The 16,936-nt window shown below is 73.0% G+C and carries 14 protein-coding genes; 9 read left to right on the top strand and 5 right to left on the bottom strand.

The window, feature by feature from the left end:
• Window positions 1-27 precede the first annotated feature (27 nt).
• Window positions 28-1,029, top strand: coding sequence for an asparaginase (locus MTF65_RS24455; RefSeq protein ID WP_243631084.1), 1,002 nt, complete (start codon window positions 28-30; stop codon window positions 1,027-1,029).
• 176 nt (window positions 1,030-1,205) lie between these two features.
• On the opposite strand, the gene meaB is transcribed toward MTF65_RS24455, so the two are convergent.
• Genes meaB through MTF65_RS24470 form a run of 3 tightly spaced genes read right to left on the bottom strand, consistent with a single transcriptional unit; the run spans window position 1,206 to window position 6,263 of the window.
• Entirely contained in the window at window positions 1,206-2,189 is a 984-nt protein-coding gene (meaB, locus tag MTF65_RS24460) for a methylmalonyl Co-A mutase-associated GTPase MeaB (RefSeq protein WP_243631085.1), read from the bottom strand.
• A 13-nt stretch (window positions 2,190-2,202) separates the two neighbouring features.
• Window positions 2,203-4,386 carry a methylmalonyl-CoA mutase gene (gene scpA / locus MTF65_RS24465; protein WP_243631086.1) on the bottom strand — a complete coding sequence of 728 codons (2,184 nt, stop codon included), beginning with the start codon at window positions 4,384-4,386 and terminating at the stop codon, window positions 2,203-2,205.
• Window positions 4,383-6,263: a methylmalonyl-CoA mutase family protein gene (locus tag MTF65_RS24470; RefSeq protein WP_243631087.1), complete on the bottom strand. Its 1,881-nt coding sequence runs from the start codon at window positions 6,261-6,263 to the stop codon at window positions 4,383-4,385. The genes scpA and MTF65_RS24470 overlap by 4 nt, the downstream gene beginning before the upstream one ends.
• Window positions 6,264-7,340: 1,077 nt before the next feature.
• Here MTF65_RS24470 and MTF65_RS24475 point away from each other — a divergent pair.
• Genes MTF65_RS24475 through MTF65_RS24500 form a run of 6 tightly spaced genes read left to right on the top strand, consistent with a single transcriptional unit; the run spans window position 7,341 to window position 13,089 of the window.
• Complete coding sequence (locus tag MTF65_RS24475; protein ID WP_243631088.1) at window positions 7,341-8,294, top strand: TauD/TfdA family dioxygenase; 954 nt, start codon at window positions 7,341-7,343, stop codon at window positions 8,292-8,294.
• A 26-nt stretch (window positions 8,295-8,320) separates the two neighbouring features.
• Entirely contained in the window at window positions 8,321-8,884 is a 564-nt protein-coding gene (gene ssuE, locus MTF65_RS24480; RefSeq protein ID WP_243631089.1) for an NADPH-dependent FMN reductase, read from the top strand.
• 22 nt (window positions 8,885-8,906) lie between these two features.
• Window positions 8,907-9,962 (top strand): ABC transporter substrate-binding protein, encoded by a 1,056-nt coding sequence (locus MTF65_RS24485; RefSeq protein WP_243631090.1) that lies wholly within the window; start codon window positions 8,907-8,909, stop codon window positions 9,960-9,962.
• An 8-nt stretch (window positions 9,963-9,970) separates the two neighbouring features.
• Window positions 9,971-10,801 (top strand): ABC transporter ATP-binding protein, encoded by an 831-nt coding sequence (locus MTF65_RS24490; RefSeq protein WP_243631091.1) that lies wholly within the window; start codon window positions 9,971-9,973, stop codon window positions 10,799-10,801.
• The gene (locus tag MTF65_RS24495) at window positions 10,798-11,694 is read left to right on the top strand and encodes an ABC transporter permease (protein WP_243631092.1); all 897 of its coding nucleotides are present in this window, start codon (window positions 10,798-10,800) and stop codon (window positions 11,692-11,694) included. The genes MTF65_RS24490 and MTF65_RS24495 overlap by 4 nt, the downstream gene beginning before the upstream one ends.
• Window positions 11,695-11,745: 51 nt before the next feature.
• On the top strand, window positions 11,746-13,089 hold the full coding sequence (locus MTF65_RS24500; protein WP_243631093.1) for an LLM class flavin-dependent oxidoreductase: 1,344 nt from the start codon (window positions 11,746-11,748) through the stop codon (window positions 13,087-13,089).
• Window positions 13,090-13,170: 81 nt separating this feature from the next.
• Here MTF65_RS24500 and MTF65_RS24505 read toward each other — a convergent pair whose 3' ends face one another.
• Together MTF65_RS24505 and MTF65_RS24510 are read right to left on the bottom strand one after the other, a co-directional pair.
• Entirely contained in the window at window positions 13,171-14,091 is a 921-nt protein-coding gene (locus MTF65_RS24505) for an NADP-dependent oxidoreductase (protein ID WP_243631094.1), read from the bottom strand.
• A gap of 36 nt (window positions 14,092-14,127) precedes the next feature.
• On the bottom strand, window positions 14,128-14,853 hold the full coding sequence (locus MTF65_RS24510; RefSeq protein WP_243631095.1) for a DUF2470 domain-containing protein: 726 nt from the start codon (window positions 14,851-14,853) through the stop codon (window positions 14,128-14,130).
• A 187-nt stretch (window positions 14,854-15,040) separates the two neighbouring features.
• On the opposite strand from MTF65_RS24510, the gene MTF65_RS24515 reads away from it, so the two are divergent.
• Window positions 15,041-15,436, top strand: coding sequence for a cell division protein SepF (locus MTF65_RS24515; protein WP_030012729.1), 396 nt, complete (start codon window positions 15,041-15,043; stop codon window positions 15,434-15,436).
• Window positions 15,437-15,503: 67 nt separating this feature from the next.
• A complete protein-coding gene (locus MTF65_RS24520) occupies window positions 15,504-16,928 on the top strand; it encodes an ATP-binding protein (protein WP_243631096.1) in 1,425 nt (474 codons plus the stop codon).
• Window positions 16,929-16,936: the final 8 nt, after the last annotated feature.

Genomic DNA, 16,936 nt, shown 5'->3' on the forward strand with positions numbered 1-16,936 from the left:
CGACGAGGTTTTCAGGGAAGGGCGGCCATGGGACGGATCGTCGTCATCAGCACCGGTGGGACGATAGCCAGCCGCTGGCAGGGTTCCGGCTTCGCGGCCGACGCCGACGGCAGCGAGGTCATGGCCACCGCGCCGCTGCCCGAGGGCGTCACCGTCGAGGTGGTGGACCTGTTCAGCGTGAACAGCCCCCGGCTGACCACGGCCCACCAGCTCACCCTGCTGCGCACCGTGCACGAGGTACTGGCCGACCCGGGCGTGGACGGCATCGTCGTCACCCACGGCACGGACACGCTGGAGGAGTCGGCGTTCCTCGTCGACCTGCACCACCACGACGCGCGCACCGTGGTGTTCACCGGCTCCCAGCTCCCCATGGGCACGGCCGACGGGGACGGCCCGGAGAACCTCTACGACGCGCTGCTGACCGCGGCGACGACGCGGGGCCTCGGCGTGCTGATCACCTTCGCCGGACGGGTGCACGCGGCGCGGGGGACCGTGAAGACCCAGGCCGTGGCGCTGGACGCGTTCGCCGACCCCTCGAAGGAACTGCTCGGGAAGATCGGCTTCGGCAGGGTCGCGATGCTGCGCACCCCGCAGCGGCCGGAGCCGCTGGCGCTGCCCGCGATGCCGGAGTTGCCGCCGCGGGTGGACATGGTGATGCACCACGCCGACGGCGACCCGGTACTGCTGAACGCCGCCGTCGAGGCGGGCGCGCGCGGGATCGTCCTCATCGGGACGGGGGCGGGCAACGCGACCCCGGAGATCGTGGACGCCGTACGGGCCGCGGTGGCGCGGGGCGTGCTGGTGGCGCTGACCACGCGGGTCGCGGCCGGGCCGGTCACCGAGATCTACACGCACGGCGGGGCGGTGGACCTCGTCGCCGCCGGGGCCGTCCCGACGGGGACGCTGCGTGCCGGTCAGGCCCGTATCGCCGTCCTGGCGGCGCTGCTGTCCTCCGCGGACCCGGCCGAACAGGCACGCGTGCTGCGCGAAGCGCTCTCGGCCCCCGGTCCGGCCCTGATCAACGCCTGACGCGGCGGTTCGCCGCTGCGCGGAGCTTCTCTCCCCGCCCCGCCCTTTCGCCGTTTCCCGGGCTCTGCCCGGACCCGCGCCTCAAACGTCGGCGAGGCTGGATCTTTCAGCCTCGCCGGCGTTTGAGGCGCGGGGGTCCGGGGGCTGGCCCCCGGCAGCGGCGCCGCGCTCGGTGGTCAGGCCTGGCCGAAGGCCGTCAGGATGTGGTCCGCCGCCAGGGTGGGCGTGAGGGAACCCTCGCGGACCCGGGCTTCCAGCCCAGGCGCCAGCTCCCGGACGCCCGCATTCGACCGCAACCGCTCCAACAGCTCGTCCCGGACCATCGACCAGGTCCACTCCACCTGCTGCTCGGCCCGCTTCGCGGAAAGGCGGCCGTTCGCGTCCAGCAGCCGGCGGTGCTGCTCCAGCCGGTTCCAGACCTCGTCCAGCCCCGAAGACTCCCGCGCGCTGCACGTCAGGACCGGCGGGGTCCACGCCGCGTCGGCCGGGTGCATCAAGCGCAGCGCGCCCGACAGTTCGCGAGCAGCCGCCTTCGCGTCGCGCTCGTGCGGGCCGTCCGCCTTGTTCACCGCGAGGACGTCCGCCAGTTCCAGGACGCCCTTCTTGATGCCCTGCAACTGGTCGCCCGTACGGGCCAGGGAGAGGAGCAGGAAGGAGTCGACCATTCCGGCCACCGTCGTCTCCGACTGCCCGACACCGACCGTCTCGACGAGGACGACGCCGTAGCCCGCCGCCTCCATCACGATCATCGACTCGCGCGTCGCCTTCGCGACCCCGCCCAGTGTTCCGGCGGAGGGGGAAGGGCGGACGAACGCCGCCGGGTCCACCGCGAGGCGTTCCATCCTCGTCTTGTCGCCCAGGATGGAACCGCCCGTGCGCGTGGACGAGGGGTCCACCGCCAGCACCGCCACCCGGTGGCCCAGACCCGTCAGCATCGTGCCGAACGCGTCGATGAAAGTGGACTTGCCGACTCCCGGCACACCGCTGATGCCGATCCGGCGGGCCCGGCCCGAGTGCGGCAGCAGCTCGGTCAGGAGTTGCTGGGCCAGCGCCCGGTGCGCGGGCAGCGTGGACTCGACGAGCGTGATCGCGCGCGCGATGAACGCGCGCTTCCCGTCGAGCACCCCCTTCGCGTACGCCTCGATGTCGATCTTCGGCATCGTCCCGCGCCGCCTACAGCTCGTGACCGAGATCCGCGGCCAGCCGCGTCACCAGGTCGTGGGCCGCGTCCGGGATGACCGTGCCCGGCAGGAAGACCGCCGCCGAGCCCATCTCCAGCAGCGTCGGCACGTCCTGCGGCGGGATCACGCCGCCCACCACGATCATGATGTCCTCGCGCCCTTCCTCCGCCAGCTGCTCGCGCAGCGCCGGCACGAGGGTCAGGTGGCCGGCCGCCAGCGACGAGACGCCCACCACGTGGACGTCCGCCTCGACGGCCTGGCGGGCCACCTCCGCGGGGGTCTGGAACAGCGGGCCGACGTCCACGTCGAAGCCCAGGTCGGCGAAGCCCGTCGCGATCACCTTCTGGCCGCGGTCGTGACCGTCCTGGCCCATCTTGGCGACCAGGATGCGCGGACGGCGACCCTCCGCCTCCTCGAACCGGTCCACCAGCGCACGGGTGCGCTCCACGGACGGGGACTCGCCCGACTCGGTGCGGTACACACCCGAGATCGTACGGATCTGGCTCGCGTGCCGCCCGTACACCTTCTCCAGCGCGTCCGAGATCTCACCCACCGTCGCCTTCGCCCGCGCCGCGTCCACGGCCAGTGCGAGCAGGTTGCCGTCGCCGCGGTCGGCCGCGTTCGTCAGCGCCCGCAGGGTGTCCTGCGTGACCGCCTCGTCGCGCTCCTCGCGCAGCCGCCGCAGCTTGGCGATCTGCTGGCTGCGCACCGAGGAGTTGTCCACCTTGAGCACGTCGATCTGCTCGTCGGTGGCCACCCGGTACTTGTTGACGCCGATCACCGGCTGGCGGCCCGAGTCGATGCGCGCCTGCGTACGGGCCGCGGCCTCCTCCACCCGCAGCTTCGGGATGCCCGCGTCGATGGCCTGCGCCATGCCGCCGGCCGCCTCGACCTCCTGGATGTGCTGCCAGGCCCGCCGCGCCAGGTCGTACGTCAGCTTCTCGACGTACGCGCTGCCGCCCCAGGGGTCGATGGAGCGGCAGGTCCCCGACTCCTGCTGGAGCAGCAGCTGGGTGTTGCGGGCGATGCGCGCGGAGAAGTCCGTCGGCAGCGCGAGGGCCTCGTCGAGGGCGTTGGTGTGCAGCGACTGGGTGTGGCCCTGGGTGGCCGCCATCGCCTCGACGCAGGTGCGGGTGACGTTGTTGAAGACGTCCTGCGCGGTCAGGGACCAGCCCGAGGTCTGCGAATGAGTGCGCAGGGAGAGGGACTTGGCGTTCTGCGGGTCGAACTGCTTGACCAGGCGCGCCCACAGCAGGCGGGCGGCGCGCAGCTTCGCGACCTCCATGAAGAAGTTCATGCCGATCGCCCAGAAGAACGACAGGCGCGGCGCGAACGCATCGACGTTCAGGCCGACTTCCTGCCCGGCGCGCAGGTACTCCACGCCGTCGGCGAGGGTGTACGCGAGCTCCAGGTCGGCCGTCGCGCCGGCTTCCTGGATGTGATAGCCGGAGATGGAGATCGAGTTGTACCGGGGCATCTTCTGCGAGGTGAACGCGAAGATGTCGGAGATGATCCGCATCGAGGGCTTGGGCGGGTAGATGTAGGTGTTGCGGACCATGAACTCTTTGAGGATGTCGTTCTGGATGGTCCCGGCGAGCTTGTCGGGGGAGACGCCCTGCTCCTCCGCCGCCACGATGTAGAGGGCGAGGACGGGCAGCACCGCGCCGTTCATCGTCATCGACACCGACATCTTGTCCAGCGGGATCCCGTCGAACAGCTGCCGCATGTCGTAGATCGAGTCGATCGCCACGCCCGCCATGCCGACGTCGCCCGTCACGCGCGGGTGATCGCTGTCGTAGCCGCGGTGCGTCGGCAGGTCGAAGGCCACCGACAGGCCCTTCTGGCCGGACGCGAGGTTGCGCCGGTAGAAGGCGTTCGACTCCTCGGCCGTGGAGAAACCGGCGTACTGCCGGATCGTCCAGGGCTGGTTGACGTACATCGTCGGGTACGGGCCTCGCAGGTACGGGGCCACGCCCGGGTAGGTCTGGAGGAAGTCCAGGCCCTCCACGTCACGCCCGGTGTACAGCGGTTTGACGCCGATGCCCTCCGGGGTCTCCCACAGCAGGTCGCCGCCGGCGGTCCCGGTGGACTCCTTCACCGCCGCGCGCCACTGCTCCTCGGACCCGGCGGCGCCGTGGCCGCCGAGCGCGAGCTCGGAGAAATCGGGGATGCTCACAGAGCGACTCCCATCCGGTCGAGTACGGAGGACAGCACGGCGACCGCGTCGCAGCCGGCGAAGACGTACTCGTCCACGGCGGGCGCGGCGGTGCCGGGGCGGCCGGCGAGGAACACGGTCGTGGCGCCGGCCGAGCGCAGGGCGGCCGCCACGGCCTCGGCCTGCTCCTCGTACAGGGCGTCACTGGAGCACAGCACGGCCATGCCGTCCGCGCCGCTCGCGGCGTACGCCTCGGCGGCCGTCGCCGGGTCCACGGAGACCGGGTCGTGCACGGGCTCGATGCCGCCCGCCTGGAACAGGTTCGAGGCGAAGGTGGCCCGCGCGGTGTGCGCGGACGCCGGTCCCAGTGCGGCCAGGAAGATCCTCGGCCGGGCGCCGGTCGCGGCCCGGTGCGCGTCGCTGCGGGCGCGCAGCGCCTCGTACGCCTCGTCACGCCGGACGCGGGGCAGTCCGCCGGTGGGCGCGGGGGGAGCGGGCTCCCGGACGACGGGCTTCTCCGAGAGCAGCGGGAACTCGCTGACGCCGGTGATGGGTTCGCGGCGCTTGGCCAGCTTCTTGGAGCGCTCGGCCCAGGTGGCGGCCAGCCGCTCCGCGACCAGGCCCGAGCGCAGGGCGGCGGCCTGGCCGCCCGCCTTCTCGATCGTCTGGAAGAACTCCCAGGCGGCGTGGGCCAGTTCGTCGGTCAGCTGCTCCACGTAGTACGAGCCGCCCGCCGGGTCGATCACCCGGGCGAGGTGCGACTCCTCCAGCAGGATCGTGGAGGTGTTGCGGGCGATGCGGCGCGCGAAGGCGTCCGGCAGGCCGAGCTCCTGGTCGAAGGGGAGCACGGTGACGGAGTCGGCGCCGCCCACGCCCGCCGCCACGCAGGCCACGGTGGTGCGGAGCATGTTCACCCACGGGTCGCGCCGGGTCATCATCACCGGCGAGGTGACGGCGTGCTGGCGCTGGGCGCCCGCCTCCGGCGCTCCGCAGGCATCGGCGACGCGGGCCCACAGGCGGCGGGCGGCGCGCAGCTTGGCGATGGTGAGGAACTGGTCGGCGGTCGCTGCGTAGCGGAACTCCAGCTGGCCGAGGGCCGTTTCCATGGTGAGGCCGGTGCCGGCGGTGAGGCCGTTGCCGGTGGTGAGGGCGCGGAGGTAGGCGACTCCGGTGGCCAGGGACAGGCCCAGCTCCTCGGCGGCCGAGCCGCCCGCCTCGTGGTAGGGCAGGGCGTCCACGGTCAGGGTGCGTACGTGGGGCCAGGCGGCGGCCGTCTCCCGGGCGAGGGCGGCGGCTGCGGCGAGGTCCAGGGCCTCTCCCGTACGGGCCTCGTGGCCCAGCGGGTCGGCGCCGAGGCGGGCGCGGGCGGCCTCGGGGGACACCTCGCGCTCCTCGTACAGGGCCAGCAGCGCGCGGGCGGCGTCGGCGTAGTCGGCCCCGGCGTCGAGGGACACCGGCGCGAGGTCGAGGTAGACGCCCTCCAGGGCGCGGGCGAGGCCGTCGACGGGGATGCCGCCCCGGCCGACGGTGAGCCACAGCGAGGTGGTGCCGTTTTCGAGGTCGGCGAGGGCCGCCTCGTTCAGCCGCGCCGGATCCGTGCCCGTGAACCGCTGGCGCACGTCCCAGCCGGCGACGGAGGCCCCCTCCGGCGTGCCGCCCCGTACGAAGGGGGCGAAGCCGGGGAAACCGGTGTCGGCGGCGTTCTCGCGCGCGGTGTAGAGCGGGCGGGTGGTGAGCCCGTCCTCGAGCTTGGTGGACAACGCTTCTTCAGCTGCCTCGCCGGATACTTCCTTGCCCGACTTGCGTAGTACGCCTTCAACCAGGCGCTGCCACTGCTCATGCGTCGCGTCAGGGAACTCGGCGGCCAGGGAAAGCCCGTCGTCAGGCAGGACCGTCATGGCTCGAATGCTAGGGGGGTGCTCTGGGATGGACCATAACCACTGGATGTGATCTCCCCCTCTCATGTGAGACGGGAGGGGTCACGAAAGAGCGGATACGGTCGCGGCGGCGCGGGTCGCGGTGCGCGTGGGTCGCGGCGGCGTGGGTCGCGGCGGCGCGGGCCGCGTGTGCGCGGGGGTCGCGTGCGCGCGCGGGGGAGTACGGCGGGGCTCGTGAGTGGGGCGCGTGCGCGCGGCGGGCGAAGGCGCGGGCGTGGTTGGCGGGGTGGGGGCCGGTGCCGGGGACGGGGTGGGGTGTTGTCCGGGACTGCATGATTTTTGGCGCCCTGGCGGGAGCTTTCGCCGTGCGGCGGCACTGAGCGCCACAAATCACGTTTTACGTCCCGGACAACACCCCACCCCGTCCCCGTCCCCGGCAATATTCAGCCGCGCCGGCGTTTGAGGCGCGAGGGTCCGCGGGCTGGCGCCCGGCACACTCCAGCCCCGGCTGGCCATCCTCAGCCTCGGCCGGCGATTGAGGCGCCCGGGGTGCGGGTTTACGAGGGGCGGCGGCGTGGCGGTCGCGTTGCGGGGCCGTGAAATCCGGCCACGGTTTTCGGCCGTCGCCCGCGCTGCGGGACCGCGAGAAAGCCCAGGTCGCAGGCCGTGCGGTGGACCCCAAGGCAGCGTAACCGGCGGGGCCCGGCGAGGGTTGACCCCCAGCGGAGGCGCTGACAGGCTCCGAGTCATGTCCGCGACCGAACTTCTCGCCCCGCGGCTCCACACCCCCGGCCCCTGTACCGCGCCGGGCGAGTGTCAGGGCCGCTGTCCGGCCCCCCGCCGCGCCGTCTGAGTCACGGGCCGCCCCCGCGCCGTCGAGCGCTCCCCCGCCGTCTGACGCCCCGCGCCGTCCGAGGGCCGCGCCCGTCGCCTGACGCCCCGTCGCCCCCACGCACCCGAGGCCCCGTCGCCCGAGGCCCCGACGTCGCGTTCGGTCCCCAGGACCCGTTCGGTCCGTGCCCGTACCCCACCGCGCCCTGCTCGGCGTACGCGTACCCCCATTTCTTCCGCTGCGGAAACAAACCCCAGGGAGTCCCCATGGCCACCGCCATCCCCACCCTCACCGTCACGAAGATCGGCGGCCGCATCGGTGCCGAGATCGGCGGTGTCCGCCTGGGCGGCGAGCTGCCCGCCGGCACCGTCGCCGAGATCCGCGACGCCCTCCTCGCCCACAAGGTCGTCTTCTTCCGCGGCCAGGACCACCTCGACGAGGCCGGTCACGAAGCCTTCGCCGGGCTGCTCGGCGCGCCGGTCGCGCACCCCACGGTTCCGTCCGCGGACGGCCGCTACGCCCTCGGCATCGACTCCCACTACGGCGCCCGCGCCAACCAGTGGCACACCGACGTCACGTTCGTTCCCGCGTACCCCGCCTTCTCCATCCTCCGCGCCGTCACCGTCCCCCCGTACGGCGGCGACACCCTCTGGTCGAACACCGCCGCCGCCTACGCCCACCTCCCCGAGCCGCTCCGCGCCCTCGCCGACAGCCTGCGCGCCGTCCACTCCAACGAGTACGACTACGCCGCGCTCAAGCCCGACGCCCTCCCCGAGGCCCTCGCCCAGTACCGCGAGGTGTTCACGTCCACGAAGTTCCTCACCGAGCACCCCGTCGTCCGCGTCCACCCCGAGACCGGCGAACGCTCCCTGCTCCTCGGCAACTTCGTCCAGCGGATCAAGGGCCTCACCGGCCACGACTCCCGCGCCCTGTTCGACCTGTTCCAGTCGCACATCGAGAGCCCCGAGAACACCGTCCGCCGGCCATGGCGGGCCGGGGACGTCGCGATCTGGGACAACCGTGCCACCCAGCACTACGGGGTCGACGACTCCGACGACCACGAGCGCACCCTGCGGCGCGTGACGGTGGACGGCGACGTCCCCGTCGGTCCCGACGGCGTTCCGTCCCGGCTGCTCAGCCCCGAGGCCGTCCCGGACCCGGCCTTCGGCATTCCCTCCGGCGCGTCCACCGCGTCCACCGCCTCCACCGCGTCCGCCTGACCGCCCGCCCCGCAAGGAGAGCCCCCGTGCCCCGACTGCTCGCCCTCACCGGCAGCCCCTCCGCCCACTCCCGTACCGCCGTCGTGGCCGACCACGTGCTGCGCCGCCTCTCCCACTCCGGCTCCGGGTTCGAGACCGCGCACCTCGCCGTACGGGAACTGCCCGCCGCCGACCTCCTCTCCGCCCGCCGCGGCGAGCCGGAGATCCGCCGGGCCCTCGAAGCCGTCGCCGAGGCCGACGGGGTGATCGTCGCGACCCCGGTCTACAAGGCCTCGTACACCGGTCTGCTCAAGGCCTTCCTCGACCTGCTCCCGCAGGACGGCCTGGCCGGCAAGACCGTTCTGCCGCTCGCCACCGGCGGCAGCCTCGCCCATGTCCTGAGCCTCGACTACGCCCTGCGCCCCGTCCTGGCCGCGCTCGGCGCGCGGCACGTCACCGCCGGCCGGTTCGTCCTCGACTCCTCCGTCGAGCGCGGCGAAGGCCCCGACCGGCTGCGGCCCGAGGCGGAGCTGGACCTGTTCCAGGCCGTCGACGAGTTCGCCGAAGCCCTGCGCGCCGCCGAAGCGGCCTCCCTCACCACCGCCCTCTGACCCGTACCGACAAGGACCCGTCATGCCCGCAGCCCTCAGCTCGACCACCACCTCCCGACGCCAGTTCCTCGCCCTGCTCGGCATCTCGGCGGCCGCGGTGAGCTGCGGCACGGCCACCGCCACCGGCGGCTCCGGCGGCTCCGGCGGCTCCGGCGGCGCCAACCAGGTCACGACCCTCAAGTACCAGGGCGCGGTGGGCAGCGTCACCCTCCCGGAACTCGCCGCCGACCTCGGCCACCTCGGTGACCTCACCCTGGAATGGGTGGGCAACACCATCAGCGGCCCTCAGGACATCCAGTCCGCGGCCACCGGGCAGACCCACTTCGGCAGCGCCTTCAACGGGGCGGTCATCAAACTCGCCGCCGGCAAGGCCCCGATCAAGGCCGTCATCTCCTCCTACGGAGTCGACCAGTACGCGTACGGCGGCTACTACGTCCTGGAGGACAGCCCGATCCGCTCCGCCCGCGACCTGATCGGCAAGAAGGTCGGCATGAACACCCTGGGCGCCCACTACCAGGCCCTGCTCGACATCTACCTGAGTCGCAACGGCCTCTCCAAGGCCGACGCGGCCAAGGTCGAGCCCCTCGTCGTCCCGCCCGTGAACACCGAACAGGTGCTGCGGCAGAAGCAGATCGAGGTGGGCGTGCTGACCGGCGTCCTGCGCGACAAGGCCCTCGCGGCCGGCGGGATCCGCCCGCTGTTCAGCGACTACGACCTGCTCGGCGAGTTCAGCGCCGGCACGTACGTGATGACCCGGCGCTTCATCAAGGAGAACCCCGACACCGTCCGGACCTTCACCACCGGCGTCGCCCGGGCCATCGAGTGGTCCCGCACCACCCCGCGCGAGGAGGTCATCGCCCGGATGACCGAGATCGTCAAGAAGCGCGGACGCAACGAGGACACCTCGACCCTGCGGTACTGGCGCTCGTACGGCATCGCCGAAACCGGCGGCCGCGTCGAGGACGGGGAGTTCCCGCTCTGGATCGACTGGCTCGCCGAGCGCGGCGAGGTCAAGAAGGGGCAGCTGAAGGCGGCCGACCTCTACACCAACGAGTTCAACGGATACGGGAAGGGCTGAGCGGCGCCATGGCGAAGATCGTGTTCGAAGCGGTGACCAAGACCTTCCCGACGAAGGGCAAGAAGAGCAGAAGGAGCAAGGGTGAGTTCACCGCCCTCGACGGCATCGATCTGGAGATCGAGGCGGGCGAGTTCGTGGTCGTCGTCGGCCCCAGCGGCTCCGGCAAATCCACCCTCCTGGACCTCCTCGGGGGCCTGACCCGCCCGACCTCCGGCCGGATCCTGCTCGACGGCGAGCCAGTCACCGGGCCGGGGCTGGACCGGGGCATCGTCTTCCAGCAGTACGCGCTGCTGCCGTGGCGCACCGCGCTGGGCAACATCGAGTTCGGTCTGGAGGCCACCGGCGTCCCGCGTCGTGAACGGACGGCGCGCGCACGGGAGTTCCTGGACCTGGTCGGCCTGACCGGATTCGAGGACCGGCATCCGCACGAACTCTCCGGCGGCATGCGCCAGCGGGTGGCGATCGCGCGCTCGCTGGCCTACGACCCGGACGTGCTGCTGATGGACGAGCCGTTCGCGGCGCTCGACGCGCAGACCCGCGAATCGCTCCAGGACGAACTACGGCGCATCTGGCAGCGCACGGGCAAGACGGTCGTCTTCATCACGCACGGGATCGAGGAGGCGGTGTACCTGGGCCAGCGGGTGGCCGTGATGACCTCACGGCCCGGCCGCGTGAAGGAGGTCGTCCCGGTGTCCCTCGGCATCCGCGGCGCCGGGGCCACGGGCGAGGATCTGCGCTCCAGCCCGGAGTTCGCCCGACAGCGCCACGAGATCTGGACCCTGCTCCACGACGAGGTGGCCCGCGCCCAGCGACTGGAGAAGGAGGAGGCCACCGTATGAGCACCGGAACCGACACGACGATCGCCGCCCTGACGGGCCTGGCCCCGCCGGTGACGGACACCGCGTCCGCCGCGTCCGCCGGGCCCGCCGTACGGACTCCAGCGCGCCCGCGGTCGCACCCGGCCGGGGGAGTGGGGCGGGTGCTGCGCGCGGCCGGGCTCCGCTCGGCGGCCGTCCTGGCGCTGCTCGCCCTGTGGGAGACCGCCCCGCGGCTCGCCCTGGTGGACGCCACCTTCCTGCCGCCGGTCAGCGAGGTCGCCAAGGCCTGGTGGGAACTCCTCGCGGACGGCCGGCTCGGGGAACACGCCCGGGCCAGCCTGGTCCGCTCCCTCGGGGGCTTCGGCATCGCGGTCGCCGTGGCCGTGCCGCTGGGCCTGCTCATCGGCTGGTACCGGCCCGTGGCGGTGCTGCTCGGCCCGCTGCTGGAGGTGTTCCGCAACACGGCCGCCCTCGCGCTGCTGCCGGTATTCGTGCTGCTGCTCGGCATCGGGGAGACCTCGAAGGTGTCGATCGTCGTCTACGCCTGCGTGTGGCCGATCCTGCTGAACACCATCAGCGCCGTGGGGAACGCGGACCCGACGCTGGTGAAACTGGCCCGGTCGATGGACCTGTCCACGCCGAGGCTGTTCCAGAAGGTGATCCTGCCGGCGTCCGTACCGGCCGTCTTCACCGGGATCCGGCTGGCGGGGGCGGTCTCGATCCTGGTGCTCGTGGCCGCCGAGATGATCGGCGCCAAGGCCGGCCTCGGGTACCTGATCAACGCGTCGCAGTTCAACTTCGCGATCCCCCAGATGTACGCGGGCATCGTCACGATCTCCGCGATCGGCGTGGCCTTCAACCAGCTCCTGGTCACGATCGAACGCCGCCTCAGCCTCTGGCGCATCCCCACCTGAACTACCCGAATACCCCGAGCTGAACTACCCCGAATACCCCGAGGAACAGACATGACCGCACCGCGGACCCTCCACCTCAACGCCTTCCTCATGAACGCAGGCCACCACGACGCCGCCTGGCGGCACCCCGACAGCAGCCCCGAGCGCGTCACCGACCTCCGGTACTTCCAGGAGCTCGCCCGGACCGCCGAGCGCGGACGGCTCGATTCCATCTTCTTCGCCGACGGCCTCGCCCTCTGGGGCAAAGCCCGCTACAACGCCCTCGGCGGGTTCGAGCCGCTCACCCTGCTCTCCGCCATCGCCGCCGTCACCGAGCACATCGGGCTCATCGCCACCGTCTCCACCACCTTCAACGAGCCCTTCCACACCGCCCGGAAGTTCGCCTCCCTCGACCACATCAGCAACGGCCGCGCCGGCTGGAACATCGTCACCTCCGGCACCGTCGACGAGGCCCGCAACTTCGGCCAGGACGAACACCTGGAGCACCGCCTCCGCTACGACCGGGCCCGCGAGTTCCTCGACGTCGCCACCAAGCTCTGGGACAGCTGGGAGGACGACGCGATCGTCCTCGACAAGGAGCGCGGTATCTACGCCGACACCGACAAGCTCCACCCGGCCGCCCACCGCGGCGAGTACTTCGGCGTCGCCGGTCCGCTCAACGTGCCGCGCTCCCCCCAAGGGCACCCGCTCCTCGTGCAGGCCGGCTCCTCCGAGGACGGCAAGGAGTTCGCCGCCCAGTACGCCGAGGCCGTCTTCACCGCCCAGCAGACCCTCGCCGACGGGCAGACCTTCTACAAGGACCTCAAGTCCCGCCTCGCGAAGTACGGCCGCGCCGACGGCGACCTGCTCGTCCTGCCCGGCATCGCGCCCGTCATCGGGTCCACCGAAGCCGAGGCCAAGGCGCTGGAGCGGCAGCTCACCGACCTCCAGGTCCCCGAGTACGGCCTCGCGCAGCTCTCCGGCATGCTCGGTGTGGACCTCACCGGCCACCCCCTCGACGGCCCGCTGCCCGAGCTTCCCGAGGAGCGGGACATCAACGGCAACAAGAGCCGTTTCACGCTCGTCGCGGAACTCGCCCGCCGCGAGGGCCTGACCCTGCGCGAGCTGATCGCCCGCCTCGGAGCCGGGCGCGGCCACCGCGTCGTGGCCGGGACCCCCGAGCAGATCGCCGACCAGCTGGAGGAGTGGTTCACCCGGGGCGCCGCCGACGGCTTCAACATCATGGCGCCCGTCCTGCCCACCGGTCTCACCGCGTTCGTCGACCACGTCGTGCCGATCCTCCAGCAGCGGCGCCTCTTCCGTACCGAGTACACCGGCCGCACCCTCCGCGAGCACTACGGCCTGGCCCGCCCGGCCAACCGCCACACACCGGCGCGGCCGCCGGTCGTCTCCTGAGCGGGCCGTGCCGCCGGAGCGCGTGTGTCGTCGCTCCGGCGCACGGGCCGACAGGTCGGACGGTCAGGTCAGACGGTCAGGTCAGACCGTCAGGACGATCTTGCCCCGGGTACGGCCGGCGGCGCTCAGCTCCCAGGCCTTCGCGGCATCGGCGAGCGGCAGCGCGTGCTCCACGTTGACCGTCAGCTTCCCCGCGTCCGCCAGTTCGGCCAGGAAGGTCAGGTCGGCCGTGTCCGGGCGCACCCACAGCTGGTGCGCCCCCTTGGCGGCGGCCTCGTAGTCGGCGATGGAGACCACGCGTCCGCGCTCCTTGACCAGCGACTGGAGCGTCTCGATGACGTCGTCCCCGTAGAAGTCGAGGCCCGCGTCCACGCCTTCGGGCGCCAGCTCGCGCACCCGGTCCGCCAGGCCCTCGCCGTAGAGCACGGGCTCGGCGCCGAGCGAGCGCAGGTAGTCGTGGTTGTGGGCGCCGGCCGTGCCGATGACGCGCAGGCCGAGGGCCACCGCGATCTGCACGCCGAAGGAACCGGTGCCGCCGGCCGCGGAGTGGATGAGGACGGTCTCGCCGGCCTTGAGGCCCACGCGGGTGAGCGACTGGTAGGCGGTGAGGCCCGCCAGCGGGATTCCGGCGGCCTGCTCGAAGGTCAGCTCGCGCGGCTTGCGGGCCAGCGTCCGGACGGGGGCGGAGACCAGTTCGGCGTACGTGCCGAGCTCCACCCACTCCTTGCGGACGTAGCCGTACACCTCGTCGCCGACGGCGTGGTCGAAGGTGTCGGGGCCGACGGCCTCGACGACTCCGGCCACGTCCCAGCCGGGTATGACCGGGTAGCGGACCTCCAGGATGGGATCGAGGTAACCGGCGGCGAGCTTCCAGTCCACCGGGTTGACGCCGGCGGCCTTGACGCGGACGAGCACTTCGCCCGGGCCCACCTTGGGCTGCGGGACGTCAACGAGCGTGAGACTGTCGGAAGTTCCGTACGCGCTGTATGTGATTGCCTTCATGATCGCCACCAACGGGGATCCGTACGCGGCTATTCCTCAGGCGGGCAGGGTGTTGTGGTGCGAGCGCCGGCGGGCCGCGCTGAACAGCGCCTGGATCTGGGCGCCCGACTGCTCCACGTGATCCAGCGGGGACGGGAACGGCAGCCGTACGTCGCGGTGTCCGCGCGCCTGCTCAAGGCGCAGGGTGATTCCGTACCGGTCCATGGCGACGGGCAGGGCCCGTACGACCGCGCCGGCGGTGTCGCGCGCGGGCGGCGGGACCAGGCGCAGCAGCAGGGTGACGAGTTCGGCGTGGTCGTCGAGGAGGTGCGTGAGCATCCCGGCCTCGTAGGGGGCGAGGGGATCGGGGGCCGCGGCTTCCAGCTCTTCGAGGCCGACGGAGGAGCGGCCGTCGGCGGTCTCCAGGACGGCCTGGACGAACTCCACGCAGGTGGAGCCGGAACCGTACGGGGTGAGCAGCCGGCCCAGCACCGTGACGCGGGCGCGCACCCGGTCGCGCACCGGGGTCGGGGCGATGTCGGTGAACTCCAGCCGGATCGCGGGCCGGTGCTCGGCGGCCCCGCCGGGTTCGGCGGGGTGCAGGTGGACGTGGCCCATGGGGTCGGTGCCGTCGAGGTGGCGGACCTCGGTGCGCAGGCCGTCGGTGACGACGGTCATGGAGTGGGCGGCGGCCAGGACCGACCGGACCCGCTCGGCATCGGTGGGCAGGGCGGCGGGCGCGGGGCGGGCGGCCGGGGTGTCAGGGGCACCGGACTTGCGCATGCGGATCTCTCCATCGTCCCGAGTGGGTCACTGGGTTCAATTACGGCTCGGTTCACTTAGGGTTGCCTAACCTAACCTATCTGCTCCGTCGGGAGTAGCCCGCGTCCCTCGTGTCGTTGTTGGGCTGAACGGGTGAAACGCGAGAGGATGGGGGGATGCACAAGAAGCGCGCGGCCGAGGCGGCCCGGTGAGCAGGTACGACGTCACCGACGAACAGTGGGAGGGGCTCGCGCAGGTGGTGCCGCTGCGCAGTCGCAACGAATGGCCCTCCCGGGTGGACCACCGCACGATCCCCACGGCGCCGGGGGCGTCCGCGGCGGAGCAGCGGCGCTTCGTCGTGATACGGGTCCAGATCTTCGCCGACGCGCGGGAGGTGGCCGAGTACCTGATCGCGCAGATCCCGGTGCTGCTCGACCTCACCGGCGCGGACAGTGAAGTGGCCAAGCGGATCCTGGACTTCAGCAGCGGCGTGGTCTTCGGGCTGGGCAGCGGGATGCACCGGGTGGACCGGAACGTCTTCCTGCTGGCGCCCGTCGGGACCGAGGTCGAGGGGATCGCGGCCGCCGCCGTCCCCCGATCGTAGGAAGGTGGCGCCGACGGAACGGTTCGCCGGGCCCATGGGGGGCCCGGCGGCCCGTAGCGTCCGGCGCATGGACGCCCCCGCCGCCACCGCGTTAACCGACGCCCCCGCAGTCCCCGCCCCCGCCACGCCTGTTGACGCCGCGCTTGTTGACGCGCGCCCGCCCGGCCCGCCGACTCCGGACGCCCTCGTTCCCGCGCCGCGTGGTGACGCCGCCCCGGCCGGCCGGCTGCCGGGTACTGCCGCCGGTGCCAGGTCCGGTGCCAGGTCCGGCGTCGGTGCCGGTGCCGGTGTTGCGCCGGGACCCGCCGCTGCCGGGCCGGCCGGCCCGGCGGTGGCCGCCGCCGCCCCCGTCCTGCCCGCGCACGCGACACAGCGGCCCGCCGTCACCGAGCTGCGGCTCTCCGCCTTCGCCTCGCACCGGCGCGCCGTCTTCCCGCTCGGGCCCGTCACCCTCTTCGCCGGGCCCAGCGGCAGCGGCAAGTCCCAGACCCTGGCCGCCTACGAGGCACTGGCCGGGCTGGGTTCCGGGGCCACCCTGGAGGAGGTGTTCCCGGATCCGCGAGCCCTGGTCCCCGACGGGGCCGTCCCCGACGCCGAGCGGCGCCGCGGATTCCGCGTCGGCTGCACGGTCGGCGGACCCGTCGGCCCGGTCCGGCTCGACCTGGCCGTGCAGGCCGAGCCCGCGCTGCGCGTCGTCGGGGAGCGGCTCTCGGTGGACGGCGAGATCCTGCTCAGCACCGCGCTGCGCGACCCCGGGCGGCGCTCCGTACAGGCCGCCTGGCTCACCGGGGGTTCCGTCGGCGTCACCAGGGCCCCGCTGCCCGACGACCGGCTCGGCACCGCCCTGCTCCCGCTCCGCGTGGCCGGCGCCACGGCCGGGCAGCGGCGGGTGCTCGCCGCCGCCGAGCAGGTGGTGGTGGCCCTGCGCTCGGTGTTCCCCTGCGATCCCCGCCCGGAGCGGATGCGCGCGCCCGTCCCGCCGGGGGAGGGGCGGCTGCTGGGCGACTGCGCCAACCTGGCCGACGTACTGCGCCGGACCCGCCACGAGTGCGGCACCCGACACGCGCTGCTGGCGGAGGCGGCCCGGGCCGGCTGCGCGGGCGTGGTCGCCGGTCTGGACGTACGGGCTCCCGCGGCGGGCGGCCCGGTCACCGCGCTGCTGGACCGCGGCCCCGGCCGGCCCGGCACCGAACTCGGCCGGCTCGGCGCGGGCGAGCTCCGCTTCCTCGCGCTGGCGCTCGTCCTGCTGACCGGGCCGGGGGTGCTGGCCGTGGACCCGGCCGCCGAACTCCCGTCCGCGCGGCAGGCGCTGACCGTGCTCGCCGACGGCCTCGACCGCGATATGGACCGGCGGCAGAGCGCCGAACTGCTGCGGGTGGCCCTGCTGGCGTGCGGGCGGGGCCATGTCCGGCTGGTGGCCTCGGTGGGGGAGGAGTGCGCGGGAGCCGCGCGGCTGCTCCCCGGTGTCTCGATGGTAGACCTGTCGTCATGAGTGACGTA

The sequence above is a fragment of the Streptomyces sp. APSN-46.1 genome, assembly GCF_022815725.1.
In the GTDB taxonomy this organism is placed as follows: Bacteria; Actinomycetota; Actinomycetes; order Streptomycetales; family Streptomycetaceae; genus Streptomyces.